The organism is Planktotalea arctica, assembly GCF_002105285.1.
Taxonomy (GTDB): Bacteria; Pseudomonadota; Alphaproteobacteria; order Rhodobacterales; family Rhodobacteraceae; genus Planktotalea; species Planktotalea arctica.
The window spans coordinates 35,145-50,341 of record NZ_MUHR01000005.1 but is presented as its reverse complement, the minus strand read 5'-3'; the positions used below and the strand labels follow the sequence as shown (position 1 = coordinate 50,341).

Annotated in this window: 13 protein-coding genes; 6 read left to right on the top strand and 7 right to left on the bottom strand. The window is 55.1% G+C overall.

The window, feature by feature from the left end; genetic code table 11:
* Positions 1-7 precede the first annotated feature (7 nt).
* Positions 8-1,246: a threonine ammonia-lyase IlvA gene (gene ilvA / locus B9P63_RS04945; RefSeq protein ID WP_085307461.1), complete on the bottom strand. Its 1,239-nt coding sequence runs from the start codon at positions 1,244-1,246 to the stop codon at positions 8-10.
* Between the two features lie 117 nt (positions 1,247-1,363).
* On the opposite strand from ilvA, the gene B9P63_RS04940 reads away from it, so the two are divergent.
* Positions 1,364-2,584: an argininosuccinate synthase gene (locus tag B9P63_RS04940; protein ID WP_085307460.1), complete on the top strand. Its 1,221-nt coding sequence runs from the start codon at positions 1,364-1,366 to the stop codon at positions 2,582-2,584.
* 3 nt (positions 2,585-2,587) lie between these two features.
* Here B9P63_RS04940 and B9P63_RS04935 read toward each other — a convergent pair whose 3' ends face one another.
* A complete protein-coding gene (locus B9P63_RS04935; protein ID WP_085307459.1) occupies positions 2,588-3,301 on the bottom strand; it encodes a sulfotransferase-like domain-containing protein in 714 nt (237 codons plus the stop codon).
* 143 nt (positions 3,302-3,444) lie between these two features.
* Between B9P63_RS04935 and msrA the strand changes: the two genes are divergently transcribed.
* A complete protein-coding gene (gene msrA, locus B9P63_RS04930; RefSeq protein ID WP_085307458.1) occupies positions 3,445-4,107 on the top strand; it encodes a peptide-methionine (S)-S-oxide reductase MsrA in 663 nt (220 codons plus the stop codon).
* Here the strand turns inward: msrA and B9P63_RS04925 are convergent.
* A complete protein-coding gene (locus B9P63_RS04925) occupies positions 4,104-4,979 on the bottom strand; it encodes a ribokinase (RefSeq protein WP_085307457.1) in 876 nt (291 codons plus the stop codon). The two genes, msrA and B9P63_RS04925, sit on opposite strands and share 4 nt — an antisense overlap.
* Positions 4,980-4,997: 18 nt before the next feature.
* Positions 4,998-7,253: an NADP-dependent malic enzyme gene (locus B9P63_RS04920; protein WP_085307456.1), complete on the bottom strand. Its 2,256-nt coding sequence runs from the start codon at positions 7,251-7,253 to the stop codon at positions 4,998-5,000.
* A gap of 129 nt (positions 7,254-7,382) precedes the next feature.
* On the opposite strand from B9P63_RS04920, the gene mutS reads away from it, so the two are divergent.
* Positions 7,383-10,028, top strand: coding sequence for a DNA mismatch repair protein MutS (gene mutS, locus B9P63_RS04915; RefSeq protein ID WP_245830553.1), 2,646 nt, complete (start codon positions 7,383-7,385; stop codon positions 10,026-10,028).
* Between the two features lie 44 nt (positions 10,029-10,072).
* On the opposite strand, the gene B9P63_RS04910 is transcribed toward mutS, so the two are convergent.
* Together B9P63_RS04910 and hrcA are read right to left on the bottom strand one after the other, a co-directional pair.
* Positions 10,073-10,642, bottom strand: coding sequence for a nucleotide exchange factor GrpE (locus B9P63_RS04910; RefSeq protein WP_085307454.1), 570 nt, complete (start codon positions 10,640-10,642; stop codon positions 10,073-10,075).
* 10 nt (positions 10,643-10,652) lie between these two features.
* Positions 10,653-11,714, bottom strand: coding sequence for a heat-inducible transcriptional repressor HrcA (hrcA, locus tag B9P63_RS04905; protein ID WP_085307453.1), 1,062 nt, complete (start codon positions 11,712-11,714; stop codon positions 10,653-10,655).
* Positions 11,715-11,829: 115 nt separating this feature from the next.
* Between hrcA and rph the strand changes: the two genes are divergently transcribed.
* Genes rph through hemW form a run of 3 tightly spaced genes read left to right on the top strand, consistent with a single transcriptional unit; the run spans position 11,830 to position 14,298 of the window.
* Positions 11,830-12,543: a ribonuclease PH gene (gene rph, locus B9P63_RS04900; RefSeq protein ID WP_085307452.1), complete on the top strand. Its 714-nt coding sequence runs from the start codon at positions 11,830-11,832 to the stop codon at positions 12,541-12,543.
* Positions 12,540-13,154, top strand: coding sequence for an RdgB/HAM1 family non-canonical purine NTP pyrophosphatase (gene rdgB / locus B9P63_RS04895; protein ID WP_085307451.1), 615 nt, complete (start codon positions 12,540-12,542; stop codon positions 13,152-13,154). The genes rph and rdgB overlap by 4 nt, the downstream gene beginning before the upstream one ends.
* Positions 13,144-14,298, top strand: coding sequence for a radical SAM family heme chaperone HemW (gene hemW, locus B9P63_RS04890; RefSeq protein WP_245830552.1), 1,155 nt, complete (start codon positions 13,144-13,146; stop codon positions 14,296-14,298). The genes rdgB and hemW overlap by 11 nt, the downstream gene beginning before the upstream one ends.
* Here the strand turns inward: hemW and B9P63_RS04885 are convergent.
* Entirely contained in the window at positions 14,295-15,191 is an 897-nt protein-coding gene (locus B9P63_RS04885; RefSeq protein WP_085307449.1) for a ParB/RepB/Spo0J family partition protein, read from the bottom strand. The genes hemW and B9P63_RS04885 overlap by 4 nt on opposite strands.
* Positions 15,192-15,197: the final 6 nt, after the last annotated feature.

Sequence of the window (15,197 nt, the reverse complement as noted above, 5' to 3'; positions counted from 1 at the left end):
CAGGCCCCTAAATCAAAAATTGCGCCAGAATTTCATCGTCGGTTATGTCGGTGTAAGTAAATCCAGCCGCTTCCAATTTACTCAAAAGCGCATCGAAATTTTCCGCTCTCTTGGTTTCGAGACCGATCAGGACCGAGCCGAAATTGCGTGCGGACTTCTTGAGGTACTCGAACCTGCTGATATCGTCTTCCGGCCCAAGAATTCCCAGAAACTCCTTCAAGGCACCGGGGCGCTGGGGCATGCGCAACACGAAATATTTCTTCAACCCCGCAAACCGCTGTGCGCGTTCTTTGACTTCGGGCAAACGTTCAAAATCAAAGTTACCGCCAGAGGCGACGCAAACCACTTGTTTGCCTGCGATCTGCTCACGTAAATCCTTCAACGCATCGATCGCAAGCGCGCCCGCGGGTTCAAGAACAACCCCTTCAATATTGAGCATTTCCAGCATCGTGATGCACAGACGATCTTCGCTAACTTGTATCATGTCCACCAAGGAAACATCGCGCAAGCGGTCAAATGTGCGCACGCCGATCCGGCCCACAGCCGCGCCATCGGCGAAGGTATCCACCTTTCTCAAATCGACGGGGCCTCCAGCCTGTAAAGCTGCAAGCAGACAGGCGCCGCCTATCGGCTCGACAAAGGTTAATGCGCAGCGATCACCAACATAGCTGCGCACACCCGCCGAAAGGCCACCCCCACCGACAGGCAGGATGATACGATCCGGCATGCCACCTAGCTGCGCTTCGATCTCGACCGCCACCGTCGCTTGCCCCTCGATCACGTCCTCATCATCGAAGGGCGATAAAAAATGACCATCAATATCGGCGCAATAGGCCTGTGCCGCACGCAATGTGTCATCAAAATAGTCGCCCACCAAACTGATTTCGATGTGCTCGCCACCAAATATCCGTGTCTTGTCGATCTTCTGCTGCGGCGTCGTGACCGGCATGAAAATCGTGCCCTTCACTTGAAAATATTTGCACATGTAGGCCACGCCCTGTGCATGATTTCCCGCGCTCGCGCAGACAAAATCGGCCTTGCCCGGATCACCGGCCAGCACCTTGCGCATCGCATTGAACGCACCGCGCAATTTGTAGGATCGCACCGGCGACAGGTCTTCGCGTTTCAGCCAAATATCCGCGCCGAACGCCTCGGACAAATGCACGTTGCGCTGCAAAGGCGTCGGCGGCAGCACACCGCGGATCGCATGTTCGGCGAGGATCGCCTTATCTTGAAAACTGGTCATTAACCGTGTCTGACGCAGCGCAGTCGCGCATTCAAGCCCAATGCGCAGCGCAGCGCCTTGCCCACCTTACAAAAACACGGTATCCGCGCGATCAAATTCTCCTGAAAGGAACCCGCGATGACTGCGCCTAAAAAAGTCGTTCTGGCCTATTCTGGTGGCCTAGACACCTCGATCATTCTGAAGTGGCTCGAGACCGAATATGGCTGCGAAGTCGTGACCTTCACCGCCGATCTCGGGCAGGGCGAAGAACTGGAACCAGCCCGCGCCAAGGCTAAATTGATGGGCGTAAAAGACATCTACATCGAAGACGTGCGCGAGGAATTCGTGCGTGATTTCGTTTTCCCTATGTTCCGTGCCAATGCGGTTTACGAGGGACTCTATTTGCTTGGAACCTCCATCGCGCGCCCTTTGATCTCCAAACGCTTGATCGAGATTGCCGAAGAAGTTGGTGCCGACGCGATTGCCCATGGCGCGACCGGCAAAGGCAACGATCAGGTTCGTTTCGAATTGGCCGCATATGCCCTTAACCCCGATATCAAGGTGATCGCGCCCTGGCGTGAGTGGGATTTGACCAGCAGGACCAAGCTGATCGACTTCGCAGAAAAGCACCAGATCCCTATTGCAAAAGACAAGCGCGGCGAAGCGCCGTTCTCGGTCGATGCCAACCTGTTGCACACCTCTTCCGAGGGCAAAGTGTTAGAGGATCCGGCAAACGACGCGCCCGATTACGTCTACCAGCGCACGGTCAGCCCTGAAGATGCGCCCAACACGCCCGAATTTATCGAAGTCGGATTCGAACAAGGCGATGCGGTTTCAGTCAACGGCGAAGCCATGAGCCCCGCCACAGTGTTAACCAAGCTGAACGAGCTTGGCGGCAAACATGGCATCGGCCGCCTCGATCTGGTCGAGGGCCGTTTCGTCGGGATGAAATCGCGCGGCATCTATGAAACGCCTGGCGGCACGATCCTGCTTGAAGCGCATCGCGGCATCGAGCAGATCACGCTTGATCGAGGGGCTGGCCACCTCAAAGACGAGTTGATGCCGCGATATGCCGAACTGATCTACAATGGCTTTTGGTTCAGCCCTGAGCGTGAAATGTTGCAGGCAGCGATTGATCATAGCCAGAAACATGTTACCGGCACGGTCCGCCTCAAACTTTACAAAGGCCTTGCGCGCACGGTTGGGCGTTGGTCCGATCACAGCTTATATTCCGAAGCCCATGTCACGTTTGAAGATGATGCAGGCGCATACGATCAAAAGGACGCAGCGGGCTTTATCCAGTTGAACGCGCTTCGCTTGAAACTGCTTGCCGCACGCGAGCGCCGCCTGAAGAAGTAGACTCTAAATTGACAATTTATGCGCTGCCAGTCTCTCGTAGATTGGCAGCGCTTTTTCGTTGATCACCTGCAATTCGCCACTCAAAACAGGCAATTCACCCTCCGTATCAGCAAAGCCCGTCGAACGATGGACTGCATCATACCAATGCGACGCCCAAACGCCATCAAACGGCTTGGGACCGGCAGGCCAGGATAACATTTCTGGATCCCACTCCAAGCCTATCGCATGGCATAATGCACGCAACGCCCGTTCGGGGTTGGCGCGAATATCGGCACTATCGATGACGACAGGCACCTGCCCAAACGCACAGACCTGATCGAACAACTCCAATTGCTGCACAAACCCGATATCAGCCAGCGTGAGCCCGTCATACTTATTCGCAAAACTCGCCAGAACACGTGCAGGATGGCGGATCAGAAAGACGTTTGTGACCTCCCTCATCCAGTCACGGAGAACGCACGGCAGCATATGCTGCGTCATGTGTTTCTGATAGGAATGCACTGCTGTATCAGCTTCGAACAAGGCAGAAACGACAAGTTTCGGATCAACGTTTTGCGACAAAATCACTTCTTTGCGCATTGGATGATCCAGCCCTGTCTCGTTCAGGTAGGCCGCATAAAAAGGCTCGTCCACCGCACTCATATCCATGCGGTTGGCGAAGCTGTACATGAGCGCCGTCGACAAATTTCGTGGCCCTGACCACATCGCAATTCTCACAAGCCCCTCCTGTTTTGCGCAATGCTAGGCAAACAATTCAACCGCGCCAAGCGGTAAATTCCTGTCACCAAGGCGTGACTTTGCATGTCAGTGGATTGATCGATCGCCCCCTCTAGCCATAGCGTCAACTAAAGGAGACAAACATGTTTCAATTCAAACAGATCAAACCCGCCCTTCTCGCAGGCCTAATCGCTCTTGGGATGACCTTGCACAGCCAACCCGCTAAAGCCGCCGAAACGGAAATTTTGACACTGGCTGGAGGTTGCTTTTGGTGCATCGAGAGTGACTTTGAAAGCGTGCCAGGCGTCAAAGAAGTGGTCTCCGGCTATACTGGCGGTAACACGAAAAACCCGACCTACAAGACGGTCACGGGTGGCGGCACAGGACACTATGAGGCCGTTCAGGTGATATTCGATCCCACGAAAGTGTCGCACAATCAATTACTGCACATGTTCTTCCGCTCTGTCGATCCGACCGACGCGGGCGGACAGTTCTGCGATCGCGGTGACAGCTATCGCACCGCGATTTTCGTCTCGACAAACGCGCAAAGCGCCGCTGCAACCGCCGCGAAACAAGCTGCCCAGAACGCCCTTGGTCAGAAAATCGTGACCCCGATCATTCAGGCCGGAGCGTTTTACGAAGCCGAAGACTATCATCAGGATTACTACAAAGGCACCAAACGCGTGTTGACCCGCTTTGGTGCGGTCAAACAATCAGATGCCTACAAGCGCTATAGAATGGGCTGCGGCCGCGACGCGCGCGTTAAGCAACTTTGGGGTAAAGACGCGCCCTTTGTCAGCCACTAAAGGCCCGCAAACGCCTCGACCTCTTTGAGGTCGGGGATCACATCCGCCGCGCCCATCCGCGTAACCATCAAGGCCGCGGCGCGCATGGCAAGCGAAATGGATTGCCCCATCGACAGCCCCCGATCCAAGCCCGACAATACGTAACCCGTGAACGTATCACCCGCCCCTGTGGTATCGACAGGCGTAACGCTCAGCGCGTCAAAGTGCTGATCAACCCCCGCCCCCGCGTTGATCCACCGCGCGCCTTTGCTACCCAAGGTCACGATGATGTCCGCCACCTTAAGCGCGCCAATTTCCACGCCCAGCGCTCGGGTCAACTGATTAGCCTCGACCTCGTTCAAGATCAGAAAATCAAGGTATGGCAGAACAGATTTGACCGCTTTCGCGTCAAAGGGGGCCGCAGCATAACAGACGCGAAATTTCAGGTTAGAACCTGTTTTCGCCAAATACTCTTGCCCATTGGTTTCATTCTGCATCACCAAAATATCACCCACTGATCCCGCGCTTAGCGCAGCGCCAATTGCACTTTGAGCAATGCTTTGATTGGCACCAGAAAACAGCGTGATCGCGTTCTCGCCGGCGTCATCCACATTTATGATCGCATGACCCGTCGGCACATCGATTTGCGCAATATGGCGCGTATCGACGCCATATTCCATCAATCGATCGCGCGCCCAAATCCCGTCGGGGCCGACCGCACCGATATGCGCCACATGGCTTCCCGCGCGCGCAGCAGCGACAGACATATTCGCGCCCTTGCCACCCAATCCCGTTTGCAAGGAGTGCGCTGCAAGCGTCTCACCCGCACCCGGCAAATGCGAAACGCGGTAAACGTAATCAACGTTGATCGAGCCCAGGTTAAATATGGTCATGCGAATCTCCCTATAGCGTTAACCAACCTTACAGGACGCCAGCACAGCCATGTTCAGAATGTCATTCGCCGTCGCAACCGTCGAGCAAATCTGGATCGGCTTGTCGATTCCGCTCAGGATCGGACCGATCACCGTCGCGCCCGCCAATTCCTGCATCAACTTGACGGAGATACTGGCAGAATGGCGCGCAGGAACGACCAATACATTCGCAGGCCCCGTCAAGCGCGAGAACGGATATTGCTCGGCCGATTTTGCGTTCAACGCAACGTCGACGGTCATTTCGCCTTCGTATTCAAAATCGACGCCGCGCGCTTTGAGAACGTCCGGCGCAATGTGCATTTTCTCCGCGCGCTCGGAAACCGGGTAGCCAAAGGTCGAGAAGCTGACAAAAGCGACGCGCGGTTCGAGGCCAAGATGGCGCGCAACTGCAGCCCCACGCTCGGCAATCGTAGCCAGATCATTTTCATCCGGCCATTCATGCACCAGCGTATCCGCCATCAAAACGATGCGTCCCTTGTGCAGCAAAGCGGTTACACCGACGGCGCCGTCTTCGGCAGTCGCATCGAACACATGGTTAACCAATTCGAGAACATTCGCTGATTTACGCGTGGCGCCGGTAACCAATCCGTCGCCATGACCATGGGCAAGCATAAGGGCGGCAAAGACATGGCGATCGCGGGTCGCAAGACGGTGAACATCGGTGCGATCAAGGCCTTTGCGCTGCAAACGCTTATAGAGGTAATCCTTGTAAACGTCCAAATGCTGCGTGTTGGCGGCGTTAACCACCTCCAGCTCGCGGAATGCGTCACCCATGCCCGCCGCTTCCAGCTTTTCCTGCACATCTTTCGAGCGTCCAACGACAAGCGCTTTTCCCAAACCGCCGCGCTGATACATGACAGCCGCGCGCAGAACGCGCGGATCATCGCCCTCTGCAAAGATCATACGTGCCTGCGCCGCGCGAGCGCGCGAATTGATGCCACGCAAGATGCTCGCAGTCGGATCCATGCGGGTCTTCAGCGACAACTCGTAACTGTCCATATCAATGATCGGACGACGCGCAACGCCCGTGTCCATTCCCGCCCTCGCAACCGCGGGAGGAATGCGATGAATCAGCCGCGGATCAAATGGTGTCGGAATGATATAATCACGCCCGAATGTCAGGTTCTTTCCGTATGCCAGCGCCACCTCGTCCGGGACATCTTCGCGCGCCAGCTGCGCGAGCGCATGAGCGCAAGCGATCTTCATTTCATCGTTAATCGCGCGCGCATGAATGTCCAAGGCACCGCGAAACAGGTAGGGAAACCCAAGTACATTATTGACTTGGTTAGGATAATCGCTGCGCCCCGTTGCAACAATCGCATCGACGCGGACCTCATGGGCATCTTCTGGAGTGATCTCCGGATCGGGATTCGCCATGGCAAAAATCACCGGATTATCGCCCATGCTTTGCACCATCTCCTGCGTTACCGCCCCTTTGACCGACACGCCAAGAAACACATCCGCACCCTTCATTGCCTCTTCCAATGTACGCAATTCAGTGGTCACAGCATGCGCCGATTTCCACTGGTTCATGCCTTCCGTGCGGCCCTGATAGATGACCCCCTTTGTATCGCAAACGATGCAATTGCTATGCCGCGCACCCATGGATTTCAGTAATTCGATACAGGCAATTCCAGCGGCACCAGCACCGTTCAAAACGATCTTCACATCTTCGATTTTCTTGCCCGACAGGTGCAACGCATTCAACAAACCTGCGGCGCAAATCACCGCCGTTCCGTGCTGGTCGTCATGGAAAACGGGGATGTCCATCTCTTCCTTGAGGCGCTGTTCGATGATAAAACACTCGGGTGCTTTAATGTCCTCAAGATTAATGCCACCAAACGTTGGTCCCATAAGGCGCACGGCCTCGCAAAACTTGTCAGGATCTTCCGTATCCAACTCGATATCAATGGAGTTCACGTCAGCGAAACGCTTGAACAAAACTGCTTTGCCCTCCATCACCGGCTTGGACCCGAGCGCGCCAAGGTTGCCGAGGCCAAGCACCGCCGTACCGTTGGAAATCACCGCAACCAGATTGCCCTTGTTAGTGTAATCATAGGCCAATTCGGGGTTTTCCGCGATCGCCAAACAGGGCACCGCAACGCCCGGACTATACGCCAGCGACAGATCACGCTGGGTCGTCATCGGCACGGTTGCGCTAATTTCGAACTTACCGGGCGTCGGCTCCAGATGGAACGCCAGGGCGTCTTCTTCGGTGATCTTTTGCTTTGACATGTTTTTGCGTTCCTTTTGGCGTCTTCGTCTCATATCTTATGCAATCCTTGCGCTCAACTCCCTGTTGGTTTTCGCCTTTCGCAGCGTGGCGCGCGCCGCTAGTCTGCGCGCTAGGATCAGGGGACTAATATGAGCGCTACAAAACCCACCATCACACCCATGATGGCCCAATTTCTCGAGATCAAGGAAAGCTATCCTGAGGCACTTTTATTCTATCGGATGGGTGATTTTTACGAACTGTTTTTCGATGATGCTGTAGCCGCGTCAGAAGCGCTAGACATTGCGTTGACGAAGCGTGGTAAATACGAGGGTGCGGAAATACCCATGTGCGGCGTGCCTTATCATGCGGCAGAGGGGTATCTGTTAACCCTTATCCGCAAAGGGTTTCGCGTTGCCGTTTGCGAGCAAATGGAAAGTCCCGCCGAAGCCAAGAAACGTGGCGGTAAATCCGTTGTGCACCGCGAGGTTGTGCGCCTTGTCACTCCCGGCACATTGACCGAGGAAAGCCTGCTCGATGCGCGCCGTCACAACTACCTCGCCGCCTATGCCGATGTGCGTGGTGAAGGTGCGCTCGCTTGGGCCGATATGTCGACCGGGGCCTTTCATGTGATGCCCCTCAATGCAGTTCGGCTATCGCCTGAACTAGCACGCCTCGCCCCGAGCGAAGTCATTCTGTCCGACACGTCAGACGCTGAAACCCTTAATTTAGTGTCTGAATCCGGCGCATCAATATCGCCTCTTTCCCCCGGCGCGTTCGACAGTACGCAAGGCGCAAAACGTATCTGCACCGTTTTCCAGATCGCGTCTCTGGATGCTTTTGGCGAATTCACACGCCCCGAAATTTCCGCGATGAGCGCGCTGATCGAATACCTAGAAATCACTCAAAAAGGCAAATTGCCGCTGCTACGTCCCCCACAAAAGGAAAGTAGCGGTGGCACCATGCAGATCGACGCCGCGACCCGCCGCAATCTGGAGCTGACGGCCAGTTTGAATGGTGGGCGCGCCAACTCGCTTTTGTCCGTAATCGACCGCACGGTGACCGCTGGTGGCGGTCGCTTGCTAGAGCGCCGCTTGTCCAGTCCATCGCGTGATCTGTTAACCATTAGTAATCGCTTGTCCGCTGTCAGCTGGCTGTTTGAAAACACGCACAAGACCGAAAATTTGCGCGGCACTCTTCGCAAAGTACCTGACCTAGATCGTGCCCTTTCGCGCTTGTCTCTCGAACGCGGCGGTCCCCGCGATTTTGCCGCCATCCGCAACGGATTGGAGCAAGCCCAGACGATTCTGAGTGCAGGACTTGCTGGTGCGCCCGAATTGCTTGCCCGCAGCCTCGATGCACTGGGTGGGCATAGAGACTTATTAATTTACCTCAACGATGCGCTTGTCGCTGAACCGCCCCTGCTCGCCCGTGACGGCGGTTTTGTTGCGTCCGGCTATGACCCAGAGCTAGATGAAACTCGCGCTCTGCGCGATGAAGGGCGCAGTGTCATCGCTTCGATGCAAAAAGACTATGCCGAGCGCGCAGGCATTTCATCACTCAAGATCAAGCATAACAATGTCCTCGGGTATTTCATTGAAACCACCGCAACACACGCAGGGAGAATGCTAGCACCACCTCTGAACGAGACCTTTATCCACCGTCAAACCACAGCCAATCAAGTGCGCTTTACCACGGTTGAATTGTCCGAGATCGAAACAAAAATCCTCAATGCAGGAAATCATGCCCTCGAGATCGAAAAGCGGCACTATCAGATACTAACAAGAGAAATACTCACCAAAGCTGGCGAAATTTCCAACTCGGCGCGCGCCTTGGCAGAGATAGATTTGAACACCAGCCTTGCCACCCTCGCACGCGCAGAAGACTGGAATGCACCCAAGGTTGACGCCACGCGCAGCTTTAAAATCACAGGCGGGCGCCACCCTGTCGTAGAGCAAGCGCTGCGAAATCACGGCGGCACGCCTTTCATTGCCAACAATTGCGATCTGTCAGACGATGCAGACGGCGCGGCGATCTGGCTGCTCACGGGCCCGAACATGGCAGGTAAATCGACATTCCTGCGCCAAAACGCCCTGATTGCGGTCCTCGCTCAAATGGGCAGTTTCGTTCCAGCGCAAAGCGCCCATATCGGTATCGTCAGCCAGTTGTTCAGCCGCGTTGGTGCCTCTGATGACCTGGCGCGTGGTCGCTCGACTTTCATGGTGGAGATGGTCGAAACAGCCGCAATCCTGAACCAAGCCGATGATCGCGCATTGGTGATCCTCGATGAGATCGGGCGTGGCACAGCAACTTACGATGGCCTTTCGATCGCTTGGGCCACACTGGAACATCTGCACGACGTTAACCAATCTCGCGCGCTGTTTGCGACGCACTACCATGAATTGACCAACCTCACCGCTAAACTGGACGGCGCCGAAAACGCCACCGTCTCCGTTCGTGAATGGGAAGGCGATGTCATCTTCTTGCACGAAGTGATCAAGGGAGCCGCCGACCGAAGCTATGGCGTGCAAGTCGCTAAACTCGCCGGTCTTCCCTCCGCTGTAGTCGAACGCGCGCGCATCGTTTTGGATGCCCTCGAAAAAGGCGAACGAGAAGGCGGCGTTCAAAAGGCAGTTATCGACGACCTACCACTGTTCTCCATTACGCCGCCCCCACCGTCAGTTCAAACCAAACAATCCCCCGCCGTGGATCTGCTCGAAAAAATCCACCCCGATGACCTCACACCAAAAGAAGCCTTAAACCTCATTTACCAACTGAAAGAGGCGTCCCGAACCTAATCGAAACGCCTCTGTTCATCTTGTTTTCAAATCCATCGACGCCCTCAACCGGGCGTGGAGCTAACCCCGACTTGCGCTGGACGCAGTAAGCGGTCGTACAACATGAACCCTTCTGCCGCGACCTGAATGATCTCGCCTGCCTTAGTGCCCGGAACAGGCGCCTCGAACATCGCTTGATGCACTTGCGGATCGAACTTGTCGCCAACTGCCGGTGATATCGCCGTAATGCCGTGCTTGCCAAACACGTTAACCAACTCGCGCATCGTCAGCTCAATACCTTCAATCAATGCCGCAGATACCTCGCGCTGTTGGTCTGTCGCCGATTCCAGCGCGCGCTTCATGTTGTCGTGCACAGGCAGCAAATCACGCGCCAGTTTCGAGCCGCCGTAATTCTCCGCTTCCTTGCGATCGCGATCCGATCGCTTGCGCGAGTTCTCCGCATCCGCAAGCGCACGCATGAAGCGATCTTTGTATTCGTCACGCTCCGCCGTCACGACAGCTAATTGATCTGCAGCCAACTCTTCCTCTGTCGGCTCTGCCTCTTCTGCCTCATCGAACTCCGCCTCTAGCGCGTCCAGATCGTCCAGAAATTCGTTTTCGTTACGCTCAGCCATTTCTCTACCTCTAGCTCCGGTCGGAAATCAGCTTCCCAACCAGTTGTGCTGTGTAATCTACAATTGGAACGATCCGTCCATAGTTCAAACGAGTCGGACCGATAACCCCAACAGCACCGATAATTTTTCGATCAGCGTTCATATAAGGAGAAACGACCAAAGAGGAACCCGAAAGTGAGAAAAGTTTGTTCTCAGAGCCAATAAAAATGCGCACACCGTCGCCGTCTTGCGTCAACTCAAGGAAGTCAGCGATATCGCGCTTACGTTCCAGGTCGTCAAACAGCGATCTAATGCGTTCAAGCTCTTCTTCGGGTGCCTCGCCCGCGAGTAAATTGGAACGGCCACGTACGATAAGACGCTCGTGATGTTCGCCCTCATTCTCCCAAACCGCCAGACCGCTATCTATCAGATCGCGCGCAAGCACATCAATTTCTTGACGGCGTGCAGAAATTTCGCGCCGGATCACTGTTTGCAACTCGCTAAGCGTGCGTCCTTCCATCAGCGCATTCAGGAAATTCGCCGCCTCTCGCATGGAACTGGGCGTTTGCCCCGGCGGCGGTGTGAACAGACGGTTCTCAACGTGCCCGTCAGCAAACACCAACACCACCAAGGCGCGCTCGGCCGAAAGCGAAACAAACTCAATATGCTTGATCGGCGCCTCATGTTTCGGCGTCAGAACCAGCGATGCACCTTGCGTAACGCCCGACAGGGCAGACCCAACACGATCCAGCAAATCCCCTACATCAGAGCCATTTCCGACAGTCGAGTTAATCTTGTCGCGGTCATCATTGTTAAGATCGTCCACCTCAAGCAGGCCATCCACAAACATGCGCAGCCCTTTTTGCGTCGGAACGCGCCCCGCACTGATATGCGGACTTCCAAGTAGGCCCAGAAACTCCAGATCCTGCATCACATTGCGGATCGTCGCCGCGCTTACCTTTTCAGAAAGGGATCGCGTCAATGTACGCGACCCTACCGGTTCACCATTCGCCAAGTATCCCTCGACCACTTGGCGAAACACTTCGCGCGAGCGGTCATTCATTTCCGAGAGAATTTGTGCTCCGTCCTGCATTTTTCACACCTTAATCAGCGCATCATTAAGACCCCTCTTAGCCCCAAAGGTCAATCGGGGTTGCGTACTCATTGCGCGCAGAGGTATCCAAAGGCCAAATCGAAAAGGATATCCCATGCGACCCTCTGGACGTAAACTAGACGAAATGCGCGCTGTTTCCATTGAGACAAACGTAACAAAACATGCCGAAGGGTCGTGCATGATCAAAATGGGCGACACCCATGTTCTTTGCACTGCCTCACTTGAGCCGCGCGTCCCCCCTTTCATCAAAGGATCAGGTCTTGGCTGGATCACGGCCGAATACGGCATGCTTCCCCGCTCCACAACATCGCGCATGCGCCGCGAAGCGACAGCAGGCAAGCAAGGTGGCAGAACAGTCGAAATTCAGAGACTAATAGGGCGTTCTTTGCGCGCTGGGGTCGATCGTGTCGCGCTTGGCGAGCGCCAAATCACCATTGATTGCGATGTAATCCAAGCAGACGGCGGCACACGCTGCGCGTCAATCACGGGTGGCTGGGTCGCGCTAAAACTGGCGGTGAACAAGCTGATAAAAGCAGGAGATATCATCTCTGATCCTTTGATTAGTCCCGTATCGGCAATCTCTTGCGGCATCTACGCGGGCCAAGCTGTGCTTGATCTGGACTACCCCGAGGACAGCGAGGCGGGCGTTGATGGCAACTTCATCATGCTTGCCAACGGTCAGATGATCGAAACACAGATGAGCGCCGAAGGCAGCACATATTCGCGTGATCAAATGAACCAGTTGATTGATCTCGCAGAAAAGGGCGTTGCGGAACTATCTGCAATGCAATTGGCCGCAACTGCATGAGCCGGAAATTCACTGACAAAACTCTCCTCATTGCCACGCACAACGCAGGTAAGCTGGATGAAATGCGCAACCTGCTTGCCCCGTTCGGGGTGAGCGTAGTCGGCGCAGCAGAAATGAAACTCTCTGAACCGGAAGAAACCGAAAGCACGTTCACCGGTAACGCACGTATCAAGGCTGTCGCAGCCGTGAAGGCAACCGGTCTGCCTGCTCTCTCCGATGATAGCGGGATCGAAGTTGATGCCCTTGGCGGCGCACCTGGTGTGTATACAGCCGATTGGGCCGAAACGCCGAATGGTCGTGACTTCATGATGGCAATGACCAAGACACACGACCAACTCGAAGCGGTTAACGCTGCCCATCCTCGCACAGCGCGCTTCTGCTCCACGCTCGTACTCGCTTGGCCTGACGGACACGACGAAGTTTTCGAGGGCACCGTTAGCGGAAGCCTTGTCTGGCCCGTGCGCGGGGCTCTCGGTCATGGGTACGATCCTATGTTCATGCCTGATGGTCATGACATCACATTCGCCGAAATGGATTTCGCAGCAAAGAATACAATCAGCCATCGCGCCAACGCTTTCGCGAAATTGGTTAAGGGCTGTTTTGAGCGCTGATTGGCAAAATGGCGGCTTTGGCATTTATGTCCACTGGCCCTTTTGCCAAGCCAAATGCCCCTATTGCGATTTCAACTCGCATGTTTCACGTGAAATCGATGAGGCACGCTGGTGCAGCGCCTATCTCGCTGAGTTAGACCGCGCCGCGATTGAACTGCCTGGCCGCGTGGTTAACGCAGTTTTCTTTGGCGGCGGTACACCCAGCCTGATGCACCCTGATACGGTTGCTGCAATCATCGCACGCATTCGCAAACACTGGGCAATGCCCAACGATCCTGAAATCACGCTCGAAGCGAATCCTGGTTCAGTCGAAGCAGGTCGCTTTCGCGGATATGCCGATGGCGGCGTCACCCGTATCTCTATGGGTGTTCAAGCGCTGAATGATCGCGACTTGAAACGCCTCGGCCGCATTCACACCGTTGCCGAAGCAAAAATTGCTTTCGATACCGCGCGCTCAGTTTTTGAGCGCGTAAGTTTTGATCTTATCTATGCACGGCAGGATCAAACCCTCCAGGAGTGGAGGAATGAACTAAATGAGGCACTTTGTTTGGCAATCGATCATCTGTCTCTCTATCAGCTAACTATAGAGAAAGGCACAGCTTTTTCGGACCGATATGAAAAAGGCGGGCTTTTGGGGCTTCCTGTGGAGGACCTCGCTACGGATATGTATGATACCACACAGGAGCTCTGCGAGAGAGCCGGTTTCGAAGCCTACGAAGTCTCCAATCACGCCAAACCCGGCGCTGAATCCCGGCATAATTTGATCTACTGGCGCTATGGTGATTACCTCGGTATCGGTCCCGGTGCGCATGGTCGCATCACTATCGAGGATCAACGCTATGCGACAGAGCAATACAAAATGCCGACCGCATGGCTTGACCGCGCTGAAATCGGCAAAGCCGAAAAGCCGCGCAATCCACTTGGGGGGATCGATCAAGCCAATGAGTACCTGATCATGGGCTTACGCATTTCCGAAGGCATCGATGTTGACCGGATCGAAGCGCTGGCAAATCAACCCCTGGACACTGCCGCATTAGCCCACCTCACCGATCTTGAGCTCGTTGCGCAGAACGGCCCATACTTGAGGGCGACGCCGCGTGGCCGGCTTTTGCTCAACTCCGTGATCGGCGAATTGCTGTTCTAGCTAATGCTCAAAATGCGGCAAATCTCGTCCAGTTGATCGAGCGACGCATATTTGATCGAAAGTTGCCCCGCCTCACTTCCAGCCTTATGCGTGATCTGAACCGGTAGACCAATCGCTGCTGAAAGATCATCCTCCAACGCTTTGGTGTCGGCATCCTTCAATTCGCCGCCACTACGTGACTTTGCGCGATCGCCCTTATCCCTGTCTGCTTTCTTCTTCGCCAGACTTTCCGTCGCCCGCACGGAAAGGCCCTGCGCTACGACCTGCTTCGCCAATCCAGAAGGGTCTTCCGAGGTGATCAGTGCTCGCGCATGTCCTGCAGAAAGCTTACCCTCGACCAGCAAGGTTTGTACGTCATCAGGCAATTGCAAAAGCCGCATAAGGTTCGCCAGATAGCTACGGCTTTTCCCCAGCTCCTCAGCCAATTTTTCCTGCGTGTGGCCAAATTTATCCATCAGTTGACGATAGCCCATGGCTTCCTCAACAGGGTTAAGGTCAGCGCGCTGAATATTCTCGATGATCGCAACTTCAAGCACTTCAGTGTCGGTAAACTCGCGAACAAGCACCGGAATCTCATGCAATTGCGCCATCTGCGCCGCGCGCCAGCGGCGTTCACCCGCAACAATTTCATACTCGCCCTTACCAGACGGACGCGCACGCACGATGAGCGGCTGAATAATCCCCTTCGCCTTGATCGACGCGGCCAAATCTTCAAGCTGATCTGGCGTAAAGCTACGACGCGGCTGATCTGGATTCGGAAAGACCTTTTCGACCGGAACGATCATATCAGGGCGCGAGGGACCTGTCGTCGTTTGCTGCGCTTCCTGCCCGACATCGGCCATCAACGCCGACAGACCACGACCCAACCCACGATTTTTCTTGTTATCTGCCATGCTCTT

What these genes read in the sequence shown, in the direction of transcription:
- ilvA (WP_085307461.1), bottom strand. Translation starts at nt 1,246, where the DNA reads ATGACCAGTTTTCAAGATAAGGCGATCCTCGCCGAACATGCGATCCGC.
- B9P63_RS04940 (WP_085307460.1), top strand. Translation starts at nt 1,364, where the DNA reads ATGACTGCGCCTAAAAAAGTCGTTCTGGCCTATTCTGGTGGCCTAGAC.
- msrA (WP_085307458.1), top strand. Translation starts at nt 3,445, where the DNA reads ATGTTTCAATTCAAACAGATCAAACCCGCCCTTCTCGCAGGCCTAATC.
- B9P63_RS04925 (WP_085307457.1), bottom strand. Translation starts at nt 4,979, where the DNA reads ATGACCATATTTAACCTGGGCTCGATCAACGTTGATTACGTTTACCGC.
- B9P63_RS04920 (WP_085307456.1), bottom strand. Translation starts at nt 7,253, where the DNA reads ATGTCAAAGCAAAAGATCACCGAAGAAGACGCCCTGGCGTTCCATCTG.
- mutS (WP_245830553.1), top strand. Translation starts at nt 7,383, where the DNA reads ATGAGCGCTACAAAACCCACCATCACACCCATGATGGCCCAATTTCTC.
- B9P63_RS04910 (WP_085307454.1), bottom strand. Translation starts at nt 10,642, where the DNA reads ATGGCTGAGCGTAACGAAAACGAATTTCTGGACGATCTGGACGCGCTA.
- hrcA (WP_085307453.1), bottom strand. Translation starts at nt 11,714, where the DNA reads ATGCAGGACGGAGCACAAATTCTCTCGGAAATGAATGACCGCTCGCGC.
- rph (WP_085307452.1), top strand. Translation starts at nt 11,830, where the DNA reads ATGCGACCCTCTGGACGTAAACTAGACGAAATGCGCGCTGTTTCCATT.
- rdgB (WP_085307451.1), top strand. Translation starts at nt 12,540, where the DNA reads ATGAGCCGGAAATTCACTGACAAAACTCTCCTCATTGCCACGCACAAC.
- B9P63_RS04885 (WP_085307449.1), bottom strand. Translation starts at nt 15,191, where the DNA reads ATGGCAGATAACAAGAAAAATCGTGGGTTGGGTCGTGGTCTGTCGGCG.